17 protein-coding genes are annotated in these 13997 nt (G+C 67.3%); 12 read left to right on the top strand and 5 right to left on the bottom strand.

The features are described from left to right. The first annotated feature begins 106 nt into the window (after nt 1-106). Nucleotides 107-925 (top strand): hypothetical protein, encoded by an 819-nt coding sequence (locus TEF_09440; GenBank protein ID ANK80994.1) that lies wholly within the window; start codon nt 107-109, stop codon nt 923-925. 101 nt (nt 926-1026) lie between these two features. Further along, nucleotides 1027-1512: a hypothetical protein gene (locus TEF_09435; GenBank protein ANK80993.1), complete on the top strand. Its 486-nt coding sequence runs from the start codon at nt 1027-1029 to the stop codon at nt 1510-1512. An 80-nt stretch (nt 1513-1592) separates the two neighbouring features. Here the strand turns inward: TEF_09435 and TEF_09430 are convergent, their stop codons facing one another. From TEF_09430 to TEF_09415, 4 genes are all read right to left on the bottom strand, one after another. Continuing rightward, complete coding sequence (locus TEF_09430) at nt 1593-2744, bottom strand: hypothetical protein (protein ANK80992.1); 1152 nt, start codon at nt 2742-2744, stop codon at nt 1593-1595. Nucleotides 2745-2958: 214 nt separating this feature from the next. After that, on the bottom strand, nt 2959-3387 hold the full coding sequence (locus TEF_09425; protein ANK80991.1) for a ribonuclease HI: 429 nt from the start codon (nt 3385-3387) through the stop codon (nt 2959-2961). 1 nt (nt 3388) lies between these two features. Further along, a complete protein-coding gene (locus tag TEF_09420) occupies nt 3389-4354 on the bottom strand; it encodes a homoserine kinase (protein ID ANK80990.1) in 966 nt (321 codons plus the stop codon). 11 nt (nt 4355-4365) lie between these two features. Beyond that, complete coding sequence (locus tag TEF_09415) at nt 4366-5289, bottom strand: 4-hydroxy-3-methylbut-2-enyl diphosphate reductase (protein ANK83389.1); 924 nt, start codon at nt 5287-5289, stop codon at nt 4366-4368. Between the two features lie 219 nt (nt 5290-5508). On the opposite strand from TEF_09415, the gene TEF_09410 reads away from it, so the two are divergent. The 8 genes from TEF_09410 (at nt 5509) to TEF_09375 (ending at nt 12090) form a co-directional block, all read left to right on the top strand. Beyond that, nucleotides 5509-6027, top strand: a complete 519-nt coding sequence (locus TEF_09410; GenBank protein ANK80989.1) for a hypothetical protein — start codon at nt 5509-5511, stop codon at nt 6025-6027. 271 nt (nt 6028-6298) lie between these two features. Beyond that, nucleotides 6299-7564, top strand: a complete 1266-nt coding sequence (locus tag TEF_09405) for a UDP-N-acetylglucosamine 1-carboxyvinyltransferase (protein ID ANK80988.1) — start codon at nt 6299-6301, stop codon at nt 7562-7564. A gap of 19 nt (nt 7565-7583) precedes the next feature. After that, the gene (locus tag TEF_09400) at nt 7584-8066 is read left to right on the top strand and encodes a hypothetical protein (protein ID ANK80987.1); all 483 of its coding nucleotides are present in this window, start codon (nt 7584-7586) and stop codon (nt 8064-8066) included. A gap of 13 nt (nt 8067-8079) precedes the next feature. Next, nucleotides 8080-8760, top strand: a complete 681-nt coding sequence (locus tag TEF_09395; protein ANK80986.1) for an ATP phosphoribosyltransferase — start codon at nt 8080-8082, stop codon at nt 8758-8760. Continuing rightward, nucleotides 8744-10036, top strand: a complete 1293-nt coding sequence (locus TEF_09390) for a histidinol dehydrogenase (protein ID ANK80985.1) — start codon at nt 8744-8746, stop codon at nt 10034-10036. Before TEF_09395 ends, TEF_09390 begins: the two co-directional genes overlap by 17 nt. A gap of 7 nt (nt 10037-10043) precedes the next feature. Continuing rightward, entirely contained in the window at nt 10044-10520 is a 477-nt protein-coding gene (locus TEF_09385) for a hypothetical protein (GenBank protein ID ANK80984.1), read from the top strand. 9 nt (nt 10521-10529) lie between these two features. Next, complete coding sequence (locus tag TEF_09380) at nt 10530-10970, top strand: ArsC family transcriptional regulator (protein ANK80983.1); 441 nt, start codon at nt 10530-10532, stop codon at nt 10968-10970. A 49-nt stretch (nt 10971-11019) separates the two neighbouring features. Then, the gene (locus TEF_09375; GenBank protein ANK80982.1) at nt 11020-12090 is read left to right on the top strand and encodes a dehydrogenase; all 1071 of its coding nucleotides are present in this window, start codon (nt 11020-11022) and stop codon (nt 12088-12090) included. Between the two features lies 1 nt (nt 12091). On the opposite strand, the gene TEF_09370 is transcribed toward TEF_09375, so the two are convergent. Beyond that, complete coding sequence (locus TEF_09370) at nt 12092-12310, bottom strand: hypothetical protein (GenBank protein ANK80981.1); 219 nt, start codon at nt 12308-12310, stop codon at nt 12092-12094. A gap of 197 nt (nt 12311-12507) precedes the next feature. Between TEF_09370 and TEF_09365 the strand changes: the two genes are divergently transcribed. Both TEF_09365 and TEF_09360 read left to right on the top strand, forming a co-directional pair. Beyond that, a complete protein-coding gene (locus TEF_09365; protein ANK83388.1) occupies nt 12508-13242 on the top strand; it encodes a hypothetical protein in 735 nt (244 codons plus the stop codon). Further along, nucleotides 13232-13987 (top strand): hypothetical protein, encoded by a 756-nt coding sequence (locus TEF_09360; GenBank protein ANK80980.1) that lies wholly within the window; start codon nt 13232-13234, stop codon nt 13985-13987. Before TEF_09365 ends, TEF_09360 begins: the two co-directional genes overlap by 11 nt. Nucleotides 13988-13997: the final 10 nt, after the last annotated feature.

Genomic DNA, 13997 nt, shown 5'->3' with positions numbered 1-13997 from the left:
CCTGCCTTTCAAGCGGACAAAGCGTCCTGCCGCCCCGGACTCTCCCCCACGGCATCGTGAGCGGATGCGACTGGCGCCCGCGCCGGGGCGTGATTATAGAACCGACATGCGCCCCACCGCGTTCGCTCTTGTCCTGTTCATCGCCACCGTCGCCGGCAACGGCACGGCGCACGCGCAACAGGATCCCGTCTCCGCTTGGGCGGGCATCCCCGAGGCAGAAGTGCGCCTGATCGCCGGCCACGTCCCCGGCGAAGGCGACATGCTGGGTCTGCATTTCGTGCTGGCCGACGAATGGAAGACCTACTGGCGGAGCCCCGGCGACGCCGGACTGCCCCCGGTGCCCGACTGGACGGCGAGCAGCGGTCTGGGCCGCGCCGACCTCGCCTGGCCGCTGCCGGAGCGGTTCGACCTGTACGGCCTGACGACCTATGGCTACCACGGCGAAGCGGTACTGCCGGTGCGCATCGAGCGCGCCCCGGGGGAAACCACGCGCATCCGTCTGACGCTCTCCTATGCCGCCTGCGCAGAGGTCTGCGTACCGATCGAGGCCGAACTGGCGCTTGACCTGCCTGCCGGGCCGCTGCCCGAGAACCGTCACGGCGCGGCCATTGCGTCGGCTCTGGCCCGGGCGCCCGAACAATCCCCGTCCGGTCTGACGGTCGAGACGCTTTCGGCGGAAGGCGGCGAACTCGAAGCCAGCTTCCGCACCGCGCGGCCGCTGTCGGAGCCCGACCTGATTGTCGAGGGCCCGCGCGACCTCTATTTCCACAACCCACGCTGCGAAGCCGTTGACCTGGTCACGCGCTGCCGCATGGCGATCGGCGGCGCCAGAGACGACATTGCTCTGGAAGGAAAGCGCCTGATCCTGACGCTGAGTGGCCGGGACTACGCCGCCGAGATCCCGGCGGTGGTCGGAAAACGGTGACAATCGCCGCCGCAACTGGAAACTGGGCTATGATCACACTAAGTGCGCTTTGGCTGCCCGAGAACGGGGCGGCGCGAAATCCATGAAGGGGGTGCAGAAAAATGACTATCCAAGTTGGCGACAAGATGCCCGAAGGCGGCTTCATGCAGATGACCGATGACGGCCCGGCGCCGATCACCAGCAGCGACCTGTTCGACGGCAAGAAGGTGGTACTGTTTGCAGTGCCCGGCGCCTTCACGCCGACCTGCTCGGCCAAGCATGTGCCGGGCTTCGTATCCCGCGCGGACGAACTGAAGGCGAAGGGCGTCGACACCATCGCCTGCCTGTCGGTCAACGACGTGTTCGTCATGAACGCATGGGGCAAGGACCAGTCCGTGGGCAGCAAGGTGATGATGCTTGCCGACGGTTCCGGCGACTATGTCTCCCGGCTGGGCTTGGAACTGGACCTGACGCCGCGCGGCATGGGCAAGCGCGCCACCCGCTTCGCCATGATCGTCAACGACGGCAAGGTCGAGCACCTGGGAGTCGAGAGCAATCCCGGCGAACTGACGGTCTCCGGCGCGGACGCGATTCTCGAGAAGCTCTGAACCGGTCGATCAGGGGACCCTACGGTCCCTTGCAGCGGAAAGGGGGCCGGTTCCGGCCCCCTTTTTCGTGGCGCGCAGGCTCAGGCGCTCCGTCCGGCGGCGCGTTCGACCCGTTCCGGCGGCAGAATGATGGCGGCCCGCGTGCCGCTGCCCAGGGCGCTCTCGATCTCCAGCCGCCCGCCATGGGCTTCGACGAGCGCCTTGACGATGGGCAGGCCGAGGCCGGTGCCCTCCTCGTTCAGATAGAGCTCTTCCTCCACCTGGCCGAAAGGCTCCAGCACCGTTTCCATCTTGTCTTCGGGAATGCCGATACCGGTGTCGGTGACGCTGAAACCCGGCCGCGGGCCCTCCGCCTCGAAGGCCAGCGTGACGCGCCCGCCCGCCGGGGTGAACTTCAGCGCGTTCGACAGCAGGTTGAGGATCATCTGCCGGACCGCCCGTACGTCGACGATCAGCGCCGAGACGTTGCCCCGATCCACCTGCAGGTCGATGCGCGCCTCATCGAAACGCTGGCGCATCAGCCGCGCCGTCTGCTCGATCAGATCGTTCAGGTCGACCGGCTCGGGATGGAAATTCATCCGCCCGGCCTCGATCTTCGAAAGGTCCAGAATGTCGTTGATCAGGTTCAGCAGATGCTGCCCGCTCTGCCCGATGTCGGCGACGTAGCCGCGATAACGGGCATTGCCGATCGGGCCCATCACGCCGTGCAGCATCAGTTCGGAGAATCCGATGATAGCGTTGAGCGGCGTCCGCAATTCATGACTCATGTGCGCCAGGAACTGGCTCTTGGCCGCGTTGGCGCGCTCGGCCTGTTCCTTGGCCAGGCGCATCTTGTGCTCGCTCTCCCGCAGACGTTTCTCGGTCGAGAACTGCGCGTGCGCATAGCGGAGGGAGCGCGCGATCAGGCGCGCGGACAGATCGGGCTTCTCCAGATAATCGGCCGCCCCGGCGGCCAGCGCCAGGGCTTCCGACTGCTCGTCGCCCTCCTCGGCCAGCAGGATGACCGGCAGGATCGGATAAGGGCGCGACAGGGCCTCGATCAGAGCCGCCCCCGATCCGCCGGAGATGTTCTGGTCCACCAGGGCGACGTCGAACTCGCCGCTCGCCAGCATGCGTTGCGCGTCTTCGGCATTATCGATGTGAAAGAGGTTGTATGTTCCGGCGGACCGCAGCATCCGCTTGACCACCACGAAGTCCTCGTAGTCGTCATCCACCATCACCACGCGCAGCACGCGCTGTGGCGTCAGCTCCCTGGGACGGAATGCGAGAATGTTGCGAGGTTCCTTCACCCTTGCCTTCCAGGATCGTTACCGTTGCCCGGGCAACATCCGCTGAATTCTGAGGGGAGCGGTGCGTCGGATCAATCGCAACCCCGGCCCGGGAATGGTCAAGCGACTGTTAACCCTGAAAAGCGTGACAACGATCACGCGGCAGTTCAGGCCGCGATCAGCGTGGTATGGCTTCCCGCGCGAGGCGGTCGGCGCGTTCGTTCTCGACATGGCCTGAATGGCCCTTGACCCAGCGCCAGTCGATGTCGTGGCGACGGTTGAGGTCGTCGAGCTGGCGCCAGAGTTCCTCGTTCAGAACAGGCTTCTTCGCTGCGGTCTTCCATCCCCTGGCCTTCCAGCCCGGGAGCCAGCGGGTGATTCCGTCCATCAGGTAGCGGCTGTCCGTATGCAGTATGACGCGGCACGGCCGTTTCAACTGCGACAGCGCCTCGATGGCGGCGGTCATCTCCATGCGGTTGTTGGTGGTCTGAGCCTCGCCGCCGCTCAGTTCCTTCTCGCGCTCGCCATAACGCAGAACCGCGCCCCACCCGCCGGGCCCGGGATTGCCCGAGCAGGCGCCGTCGGTCCAGATCTCCACCTGCCGCATCTCAGAAATCCAGCCCATAGGCGGCGGCCCCGCCGACCCCACGGTGAAAATCCAGCTTGCGCCAGTACTCGAGCGGATTCTTCGGGGTCACGAACGCACCCTCCGGGTGGTTCAGCCAGTCGTAGAGCCGGGTCAGCAGGAACCGCATGGCCGCGCCCCGCGCCAGGATGGGCAAGGCGTCGAATTCCGGCCTCGAGAGCGGCCGGCGGGCCCGGTACGCCCCCAGCATCTGCCGCGCCTTGGTGGTGTTGAACGCGCCATCGGGCTCGAAGCACCAGGCGTTCAGACAGATGGCGAGGTCGTAGACCAGTATGTCATTGCAGGCGAAGTAGAAGTCGATCACCCCGCTCAGGCGCTCGTCCAGGAAGAAGACGTTGTCGGGAAACAGGTCGGCGTGAATGACGCCGCGGGGCAGATCGCGGGGCCAGGCCGTCTCCAGCACATCCAGTTCGCTGGCGATCTCATCGGCCAGCCCGGACCGCACGTCGTCGGCGCCGGGCGCACAACGCTCGGCCAGCGGCCGCCAGTCGCCGACGGACAGGTTGTTGGGCCGCTCCGGCCCGAAGTCGGCCGCGGCCAGATGCAGCGACGCCAGCGCGTCGCCCACGGCCCAGGCATGGCGCGGCAATGGCTTGCGCGGCCATCGGCCCTTCAGGAAGGAGACGATCGCAGCCGGCTTGGCGCGGATATCGCTCAGCACGCCGCCATCGCGGCGCGGGACCGGCACCGGACAGGGAACGCCACGATCCGACAGGTGGGAAAGCAGCGCGAGAAACCAGGGCAGATCGTCGGGCTTCACCCGCTTCTCGTAGATCGTGAGGATGAACATGCCGGCATCGGTCTGCAGCAGGAAGTTGGAGTTCTCCACGCCTTCCGCGATTCCGGTGCAGGCGATGGCCGCGCCGATCTCGTAGTCGGCGAGGAGGGCGTCGAGTTCCCCGTCGCCGATCTCGGTGTAGACCGCCAAGTCCCTGCCGATCAGTCGAGCAGGGCCCGGGGCAGCCGGAAGACAACCTCCTCGCGAACGCCGTCGACCTCCCGCACCTGTACGTCATAGCGGCTGCGGAAGGCCTCCAGAACCTCCTCCACCAGTACGTCGGGCGCCGACGCACCGGCCGTCAATCCGATCATGCCCGCGCCATCGACCAGGCTCCAGTCGAGCTCGGCGGCGCGCGGCACCAGAATGGCCTTCGGGCAGCCCGCCTTCTCGGCCACCTCGACCAGGCGCTTGGAGTTCGAGGAGTTCTGCGCGCCCACCACCAGAACCACGTCGCACCGGCTGGCGATCTCCTTCACGGCCGCCTGCCGGTTGGTGGTGGCGTAGCAGATGTCTTCCTTGTGCGGCCGGTGGATTGTGGGAAAACGCCGCACCAGCGTGTCCACGATCTCCGCCGTGTCGTCGACCGACAGGGTCGTCTGGGTGATGAAGGCCAGGTTCTCCGGATCCGGCACCTCCAGCGCATCGGCCTGTTCGGTGTTCTCGATCAGGGTAATGGCGCCGTCGGGAAGCTGGCCCATCGTGCCGATGACTTCCGGGTGGCCGGCATGGCCGATCATGACGATCTGGCGGCCGTTGCGGTAATGGCGCTCCGCTTCGACATGAACTTTGGAGACAAGCGGGCAGGTCGCGTCCAGATAGAACTGTTCGCGCCGCTGCGCCTCCTCGGGCACCCATTTCGGCACGCCATGGGCGGAGAACACCACGACGGCGTCCGATGGCACCTCGTCCAGTTCCTCGACGAACACGGCGCCGCGCTTCTCGAGGCCTTCGACCACGAAACGGTTGTGGACGATCTCGTGGCGCACGTAGACAGGCGCCCCGTACTTGTCGAGGGCCTTGTCGACCACCTGGATGGCGCGTTCGACCCCGGCGCAGAAGCCGCGGGGATTGGCCAGCAGGATCTCCTTGAATGCTCGCTCCGTCGCTGTCACCGGCTACTCCTTCGCGGACAGGGCTTGCGGCTTGTGAACCACCGGCACCTCATCTACATTGCCGCCTCTCAGACGACAAGGTCGCGCCCCCGAATCGATGGTCAACCGACTGGAAGAATACGCTTCGTCCGGAAGCCATCCCGACGACGTCCAGAAACAAGTTCAGAGCAGATGAAAGCAAGAAACGCATTGATTGTGGCCGCCATGCTTGGCGCCGGCGCCTTCGCGCTCTCCGGCTGCGGAGGGGGCAGCGCCGCAGCCGGGCCCTGCCCGAAGATCGGCGTCCTGCCCGATGCGGCCGATTATCCGGTACAGGACGCCAGCGGCAAGCTGCTGGCCCTGGCGCGCCTCAGCGTCAGCAATTCAGCCTGCATCTATGACAAGAGTCAGGCGTCTTCGACGGGCTTTTCCCGCGTCGACTTCTCCATCGAGCTGACCGTCACCGCGGTGCGCGCGGAGGGTTCGCTGGTCGACGATATCGACGTGCCGGTTGTGGTCGCGACCGTGTCCGGCGACGGCGTACTGACCGCCCGCGACGACTACGAGATGAATGTCGAGATCGATGGCCGCACCGGCGAGAAGACGCAGCGCCTGCAGATCCGCATTCCCTATGCCGGCAACGGTTTCGCGTCCGACCACCGCGTGCTTGCAGCGTTCCGGCTGGACGAGCGGACCGTACAGTTTAACCGCAGCCGGCTGGGCCGCTGAGCCGGAAGGCCGGAGAATGCGCACGATGACGGAGCGGAAGCCCGACGCGAAGGAAGAAAAGGCGGCACGGCTGGCGCGGAAGCTGCGCGAGAATCTGAAGCGCCGCCGCCGGCCCGACGCGGGCGGCAAGCGCCGGGCGATCAAGAACGACGAGAAGCACTGACCCGGCAGGCGTGGCCACATCGCCGCCACGTTGACGCGTCACGCTCGGATTTCTAACTAACCAGCGGTTCCGGGCGCGCCGGGACCCGATTCGAGGTGTCGCGAACTCATGGACAGCATTCTGATCCGCGGGGGCCTGCCGCTGCGGGGCACGATCGAGATCAGCGGCGCCAAGAACGCCGCGTTGCCGCTGATGGCCGCATGCCTGCTGACAGACAAGCCGCTGCGCCTGTCGAACGTCCCTGCATTGATGGACATCGGGACCATGGCCGAACTGCTGCGCTGTCTCGGCGTCGAGGCCGACGACCAGGGCGGCGGCGCGTGGACCCTGCGCGCGGCGGACATCGCCGACACCACCGCGCCATACGACATCGTGCGGAAGATGCGCGCCAGCGTGCTGGTTCTCGGTCCGCTGCTGGCCCGGACCGGCAAGGCGGATGTCTCCCTGCCCGGCGGCTGCGCCATCGGCACGCGGCCGGTGAACATCCATATCGACGGGCTCGTGGCTCTGGGCGCGGAGATCGAGATCGACGGCGGCTACATCCGGGCGAAGGCGCCGAAGGGCCTGACGGGCGCCGTCTACACGATGCCCCAGATCTCCGTCGGCGCCACCGAGAACCTGCTGATGGCGGCGGTGCTGGCCAGCGGCACGACCGTGCTGGAGAACGCCGCGCGCGAACCCGAGATCGCCGACCTGATCGATCTGCTGACGGCGATGGGCGCGCGGATCGAGGGCCGCGGCACCGACCGCCTGACCGTGTACGGCGTCGACGCGCTCCACGGCGCCGACCACGCGGTCCTGCCCGACCGGATCGAGACCGGCACCTACGCCGTCGCCGGCGCAATCACCGGCGGCGACCTGATGCTGAAAGGCGCCAATCACGAGATCGTCGAGGCGATCATGAAGCCGCTTCGCAAGTCCGGCGCGACCGTCGACTTCCTGGAAGACGGCATCCGCGTCCGCCGCGACGGCCAGGGCATACTGGGCGTTGACGTCATGACCCAGCCCTATCCGGGCTTTCCGACCGACATGCAGGCGCAGATCATGGCGCTGATGTCGATCAGTCACGGCGCGGCGATGATCACCGAGACGATCTTCGAGAACCGCTTCATGCATGTCCCCGAACTGGGACGGATGGGCGCGGACATCACCGTGCACGGCGCCTCGGCGCTGGTGCGGGGCGTGCGCCGTCTTCGCGGCGCGCCGGTCATGGCGACGGACCTGCGCGCATCGGTCTCGCTGGTGCTGGCGGGTCTGGCGGCGGATGGCGAGACACAGGTCAATCGCGTATACCATCTGGATCGGGGCTACGAACGGCTCGAACAGAAGCTGGAGGCCTGCGGCGCCGATATCGAGCGCGTGAAGGGGCAATGAGGGACACGGGTAGCGGACAATGAGAATCAGGAGAACAAAGGCGGAGCAACCGCCCCGGCTGAAACTGCACGCGGTGGATCCGGACGACCTGCGCGTCGTCGCGGCGGCGCTGGCCAGCGCCACGGTCAAGCGCGGCGATATCGGGCTAGACCGCAAGGCGCGGCGCTTCGCCTTCGTGTGCAACCGCTTCCGCTGGGAAGACACCGAATTTCCGGGCGACCGCGGCGGCAGCCGCATCCGCGCCGGCGTGCAGTTCAACGATGTCGAGAATGTCAGCGCGCTCGGCCTCGCCGACGCGGATCCAGAGACCGTGCTGGAATTGCTCAATATCGAGGCCGAGGTCACCGATCCGCCGGCCGCGGTGCTGGAACTCCAGTTCGCGGGCGGCGCAGCGCTGAAGCTGGACGCCGGGTGCATCGACGTGCTGGTGGACGATATGGGCCGTGCTTGGTATACGCCCAACCGCCCGAGCCACGAGACGGAGAACGGCGACGGCGACTGATCAAGAGAACGCCATGAACGCCGCCGCGAGCCAAGCAGAACCGATCGTTCTGGCCCTGCCGAAGGGCCGCATCCTGAAGGAGGCGATGCCGCTGGTGCGCGCCGCCGGCATCGAGCCGGAAGCGGCCTTCGACGATCCCGACAGCCGCCAACTCACCTTCCGCACCAATCACGAGCACATCTCCATCATTCGCGTCCGCTCCTTCGACGTGGCGACCTTCGTCGCCTTCGGCGCCGCCCATCTCGGCGTCGCCGGCAACGACGTGCTGATGGAGTTCGACTATTCGGACATATACGCGCCGCTCGACCTCGGCATCGGCTATTGCCGGATGGCGGTCGCCGAGCCGGCGGAGCTATCGAAGACCGACGACCCCTCGCGCTGGTCGCACGTCCGTGTCGCGACCAAGTACCCGAACATCACCCAGCGCCATTTCGCCCGCCGCGGCGTCCAGGCCGAGTGCATCAAGCTGAACGGCGCCATGGAGCTGGCGCCCTCGCTGGGTCTGTGCCGCCGCATCGTCGATCTGGTCTCGACCGGCTCGACGCTGAAGGCCAACGGCCTGGTCGAGGTGGAGCAGATCGCCGACATCACGTCGCGGCTGATCGTCAATCGCACCGCGCTGAAGACGCGGCCGGCGGAGATCCACGGCTGGATCAACAGCTTCAGGAGCGCGGTCGATGCCAAGGCGGCTTGACGGCAGCGCGGCGTCCTTCGAGGCGGATTTCCGAGCGTTGCTCGACGACAAGCGGGAAACCGCCGCCGATGTCGACGAGACGGTACAGGCGATCATCGCCGACGTGCGCACGCGCGGTGACCTGGCGCTGATCGACTACACGGCGCGTTTCGACCGGGTGCAGTTCACCCCATCCCGGTTCCGGATCGGCGCGGACGAGATCGAGGCCGCCAAGGCCGATTGCGAACCGGATACGCTGGCGGCGATGAAACTCGCGGCAACGCGTATCGCCGCCTTCCACGAGCGCCAGCTGCCCGCCGACGACCGTGTGGTCGATGCCGCCGGGGTGGAACTCGGCGCGCGCTGGACCGCCATCGGCGCAGTGGGCCTCTACGTGCCGGGCGGCCTCGCGGCCTACCCCTCGTCGGTGCTGATGAACGCGGTCCCCGCGAAGGTAGCGGGCGTGGAGCGCATCGCCATGACCGTACCGACGCCGGACGGCGTCATCAATCCGCTGGTGATTGCGGCAGCCGAGCATGCCGGCGTGACCGAGATCTACCGCCTGGGCGGCGCGCAGGCGATCGCGGCGCTGGCCTATGGCACGGAAGCCGTCCCCGCCGTGGACAAGATCGTCGGCCCCGGCAATGCCTATGTGGCCGCGGCCAAGCGCCAGGTCTTCGGCGCCGTCGGCATCGACATGATCGCCGGTCCCTCCGAGATCCTGGTGGTCGCCGACGGCGAGAATGATCCGGCCTGGATCGCGGCCGACCTGCTGTCGCAATCCGAGCACGACGAATCCGCACAGGCCATCCTGATAACTGACGACAGGGCCTTCGCCGACGACGTCGCCGCGGCGGTGGAACACCATCTCGCGACCCTGCCCCGCGCCGCGATCGCGCGTTCGAGCTGGGAGGCACATGGCGCCATCATCGTTCTGGATACCCTCGACGACGCGCCGGCGCTGGTCGACCGGATCGCGCCGGAACACCTGGAACTGGCGGTGAACGACCCGGACGCGATGATGGCGCGCGTGCGGAACGCCGGCGCCATCTTCCTGGGCCGGCACACGCCAGAAGCCATCGGCGACTACGTGGCCGGGCCAAATCACGTGTTGCCGACCGCGCGCAGCGCCCGCTTTTCCTCCGGTCTCAACGTGCTGGACTTCATGAAGCGGACCACCTTCGTGCGCTGCGACGCCGCCAGCCTGGGCGAAATCGGACCGGCGGCGGCGACCCTGGCCGACGCCGAGGGGCTGCCGGCGCACGCGCTCTCCGTCCGCATCCGCATGAACCGGTGACGGAGACATGGCGAGCCCAGACGGGATCGCGGCCATCACGCTCGACGACAAGTCGATCAAGAGCTGGGGTCCGGACGTCGACCATGAACGCAAGGTGGCGATCTTCGACCTGATCGAGGAGAACAGCTTCGCGCCCTTGGGCGAGGAGTTTCACGGCCCCTTCGCGGTGCATCTGAAGATCGAGGACAACCGCCTCGCCATCGAGATCGCGGGCGAGGACGGCACGGCCCAGGGCCGGGTGGTGCTGGCGCTGTCGCCCTTCCGGCGGATCGTCCGCGACTATTTCAAGATCTGCGAGAGCTATTTCGCGGCCATCAAGACGGCCACGCCCTCGCGTATCGAGTCGATCGACATGGGCCGCCGCGGCGTCCACAACGAAGGATCGGAACTGCTGCAGGAGCGGCTGAAGGACAAGATCGAGATCGACTTCGACACGGCGCGCCGGCTGTTCACGCTGATCTGCGTGCTGCACATCCGGACATAGGGCGGGCCGTTGGAGGTACCCGGGGCCGTCCTCTTCGCCTGTACCGAGAACAGCGTGCGCTCTCCCATGGCCGAGGGCCTTCTGAAACAGCTCATGGGCCATCAGATCTACGTCGATTCCTGCGGCGTGCGCGCGAAGGAGGTGGACGGCTTCTCGATCGCGGTGATGGACGAACTGGGCATCGACATCTCCGGCCACCGCGCCAAGAGCTTCGACGATCTGGAGGATACCTTCTTCGATGTCATCATCTCGCTCTCGCCCGAAGCGCAGCACAAGGCGATCGAGCTGACCCGCACGATGGCCTGCGACGTCGAATACTGGCCGACGCTGGACCCGAGCCTGATCGAAGGCAGCCGCGAAGCGCGTCTCGCTGCCTGGCGTCAGGTCCGCGACCAGCTTCGCAAGCGGATCATCGAGCGCTTCAGCCCCGGCCCCGCTCCGCAGGTTTGAGCCCGCGGCATTTGCGGTTAAGCTCGCCGCACCAGGGGAGGAAACCGGAATGCCGACGATCGATGCGGATCGGCTGACCGCGTTCGTGGCCGCCATGGCCCGCGCAGGCGGGTCCGACGAACGCGAAGCGGGGCTGATCGCCACCAATCTTGTCGAGGCCAATCTGAAGGGTCACGACAGCCACGGCATCGGCATGATGCCGACCTACGCCAACGCGCTGCAGTTCGGAAAGCTGACCGCGAACCAGCACGTCTCGGTGGTGCGCGACGACGGCGCGATTCTGCTGCTGGACGGCAATGCCGGCTATGGCCAGGTCATCGGCGGCGAGGCCATGGCGATGGCCATCGCCCGGGCGCGTGACACCGGCCTGTGTCTGATGAGCCTGCGCAACACCCACCATCTGGGCCGGATCGGCGCCTGGGGCGAACTGGCCGCAGACGCCGGCCTGATCTCCATTCACTGGGTCAACGGCATCACGCGGATGCCGCTGGTCGCGCCCTGGGGCGGCTCCGACGCCCGCTACACCACCAATCCCTATTGCACCGCGATCCCCGAGACGCCCGATCACCCGCGCATCGTCTTCGACATGGCGACGACCAAGGTGGCCATGGGCAAGGTCCGCGTCGCCCACAACAAGGGCGAGCAGATGCCGCCCGACTGCCTGATCGACCGCCGTGGCGAGATGACCACCGATCCGGGCGTGATGTTCGAGGAGCCGACCGGCGCACTGATGTCGGTAGGTCAGCACAAGGGCTACGGCCTGGCGCTGATCTGCGAGGTTCTGGCCGGCGCGCTCTCCGGCGGCGGCGCCTTCCTTCCGGACCGCTCTGACGGACACTCGATCATCAACAACATGCTGACCATCGTCGTCGACCCGGCGCGGCTGGGCGAGCGCGGCGCCTTCGTTGCCGAGATCGACGCCTTCATCCGCTACGTGAAGGCTTCGCCGGCCGCCGCCTGGGCGGACGAGGTGATGGTGCCGGGCGATCCGGAACGCAAGTCGGAAGCGCAACGCCGCGCCGCCGGCATCCCGGTCGACGAGACGACCTGGGAAGAGATGATTGCCGCCGCGGTCCAGCTCGGCATGAGCGAGGCGCAGGCGCGTACCTATGAGGCCTGAATCAGAAGATTCCGCCGCCGGGCGTGCGCTCCGACGGCCTGGGATCGTGCGAGCTCCTGGTGCGGCACCGTTCGTATTCCGGGGTGCCTGGCGTGGCCCTGGAAAGATCGCACTTTGCGCCGCCGATGCGCTCGGCGCCCGTGTCCACGATCTCGCAGGCGGCGAGGCCCGCACCCGCGAGGGCGGCGAGGCCGATTCGAATGACGGCGGTCCTGATCATGGACCCGGTTTTAGGATTTCGGACAACTGAGGTCGAGTGAAATGAATGACAACATTGCCCCACGGCGGGTGACCTGCCGCTCCCATGATGGGCTGACTCTCGTGGGCGACGCCTACGGACCCGAAGACGGCCCGCCGGTCCTGTTCCTGCACGGCGGCGGACAGACCCGTCACAGCTGGGGCGGCACTGCCGAGACCATGGCCGCGCATGGCTGGCTGGCCGTCACCGCCGACCACAGGGGCCACGGCGACAGCGACTGGTCGCCGGACGGGAACTACAGCTATGACGACATCGGATCGGACGTGCGCGCCTGGAGCGGTCTGTTCGATGCGCCGCCCGTGGTCATCGGCGCCTCGCTGGGCGGCCTGGGCGCGATGGTCGGTCTGGGCTTCGAGCCCCGCGTCGATGCCCGCGCCCTGGTCCTGGTCGACATCGCGCCGAAGATGGAGGCCCGCGGCGCAGACCGCATCCTTGCCTTCATGCGCGCCAACATGGAGGAGGGCTTCGCCAGCCTGGAGGAGGCCGCCGAAGCGGTCGCCGGTTATACGCCCGAGCGCAAGCGCGCCGTCGATCTCAACTCGATCCGCAAGAACCTGCGCGAGCGCCAGGGCCGCTGGTACTGGCACTGGGATCCGCAGACCATCCGCGACCGGTCGAGCGCCGACAACAAGCGGATGGAGGGCGTGCTGTCGGAGGCGGTGCGCCGGATGGAGTGTCCGATCCTCCTGATCCGGGGGCGGTTCTCCGACGTCATCAGCCCGGAGGCGATCGATCATCTGCGCGCCATCCGGCCCGACGCCGGCTTCGTCGATGTCGCCGGCGCGGGACATATGGTGGCCGGCGACCGGAATGATGTATTTACCGATGCAGTCATCGGCTTCCTGGAGGAGCGCGAGATCATGCAATCGGGGAGAACGGCCCATGGCGGCTGAGCCGAAGATCGTCACGGCGGCGCTGATCATCATCGGCAACGAGATCCTGTCCGGCCGGACCAAGGACAAGAACATGGGCTTCATCGCCGAGCGGCTGACCGAGCTCGGCGTGCGGATGATGGAGGCGCGGGTGGTCGCCGACATCGAGGCCGAAATCGTGGAGGCCGTGAATTCGCTGCGCGCGCGCTACGACTACGTCTTCACGACCGGCGGCATCGGCCCGACCCATGACGACATCACCGCCGACGCCATCGCGAGAGCCTTCGGCGTGGGCATCTCCGAACACCCCGATGCGGTCGCCCTCCTCAGCGCGCGCTACAAGAACCCGGCCGACTTCACGGCGGCGCGGCGGCGCATGACCCGCGTGCCCCATGGCGGGGTGCTGGTCGAAAACCCGGTCAGCACCGCCCCGGGCTTCCGCGTCGAGAACGTCTATGTCTTCGCCGGTATCCCGGTGGTCATGCAGGCGATGTTCGAAAGCATCGCCCACGAACTGGTGGGCGGCGACCCGCTGCTCAGCCGCGCCGTCAGCGCCTATCTGCCCGAGGGCGTGATCGCCGCCCCCCTAGCGGAGATCGAAAAGGCCCATCCCGGCATCGAGGCGGGTTCCTACCCGTTCCAGCGCGACGGTCGTTTCGGCTCCTCGCTGGTGCTGCGCTCGACCGACGCGGCACTGCTCGACCGGGCCACCGACGCGCTGAAATCGATGATCGTCGAGCTTGGCGGCGAACCGATGGAAGTCTGAAACATGGCGA

This window comes from Rhizobiales bacterium NRL2 (assembly GCA_001664005.1).
Classification (GTDB): domain Bacteria; phylum Pseudomonadota; class Alphaproteobacteria; order Minwuiales; family Minwuiaceae; genus Minwuia.
The sequence above is the reverse complement of the archived record's forward strand: the minus strand, read 5'-3'. Positions and strand labels throughout refer to the sequence as shown.

Excerpts from the sequence above, each read along its gene's own strand:
- TEF_09375 (ANK80982.1), top strand. The coding sequence starts at position 11,020 with ATGCCGACGATCGATGCGGATCGGCTGACCGCGTTCGTGGCCGCCATG.
- TEF_09390 (ANK80985.1), top strand. The coding sequence starts at position 8,744 with ATGCCAAGGCGGCTTGACGGCAGCGCGGCGTCCTTCGAGGCGGATTTC.
- TEF_09360 (ANK80980.1), top strand. The coding sequence starts at position 13,232 with ATGGCGGCTGAGCCGAAGATCGTCACGGCGGCGCTGATCATCATCGGC.
- TEF_09370 (ANK80981.1), bottom strand. The coding sequence starts at position 12,310 with ATGATCAGGACCGCCGTCATTCGAATCGGCCTCGCCGCCCTCGCGGGT.
- TEF_09395 (ANK80986.1), top strand. The coding sequence starts at position 8,080 with ATGAACGCCGCCGCGAGCCAAGCAGAACCGATCGTTCTGGCCCTGCCG.
- TEF_09405 (ANK80988.1), top strand. The coding sequence starts at position 6,299 with ATGGACAGCATTCTGATCCGCGGGGGCCTGCCGCTGCGGGGCACGATC.
- TEF_09425 (ANK80991.1), bottom strand. The coding sequence starts at position 3,387 with ATGCGGCAGGTGGAGATCTGGACCGACGGCGCCTGCTCGGGCAATCCC.
- TEF_09365 (ANK83388.1), top strand. The coding sequence starts at position 12,508 with ATGGCCGCGCATGGCTGGCTGGCCGTCACCGCCGACCACAGGGGCCAC.
- TEF_09435 (ANK80993.1), top strand. The coding sequence starts at position 1,027 with ATGACTATCCAAGTTGGCGACAAGATGCCCGAAGGCGGCTTCATGCAG.
- TEF_09385 (ANK80984.1), top strand. The coding sequence starts at position 10,044 with ATGGCGAGCCCAGACGGGATCGCGGCCATCACGCTCGACGACAAGTCG.
- TEF_09400 (ANK80987.1), top strand. The coding sequence starts at position 7,584 with ATGAGAATCAGGAGAACAAAGGCGGAGCAACCGCCCCGGCTGAAACTG.
- TEF_09440 (ANK80994.1), top strand. The coding sequence starts at position 107 with ATGCGCCCCACCGCGTTCGCTCTTGTCCTGTTCATCGCCACCGTCGCC.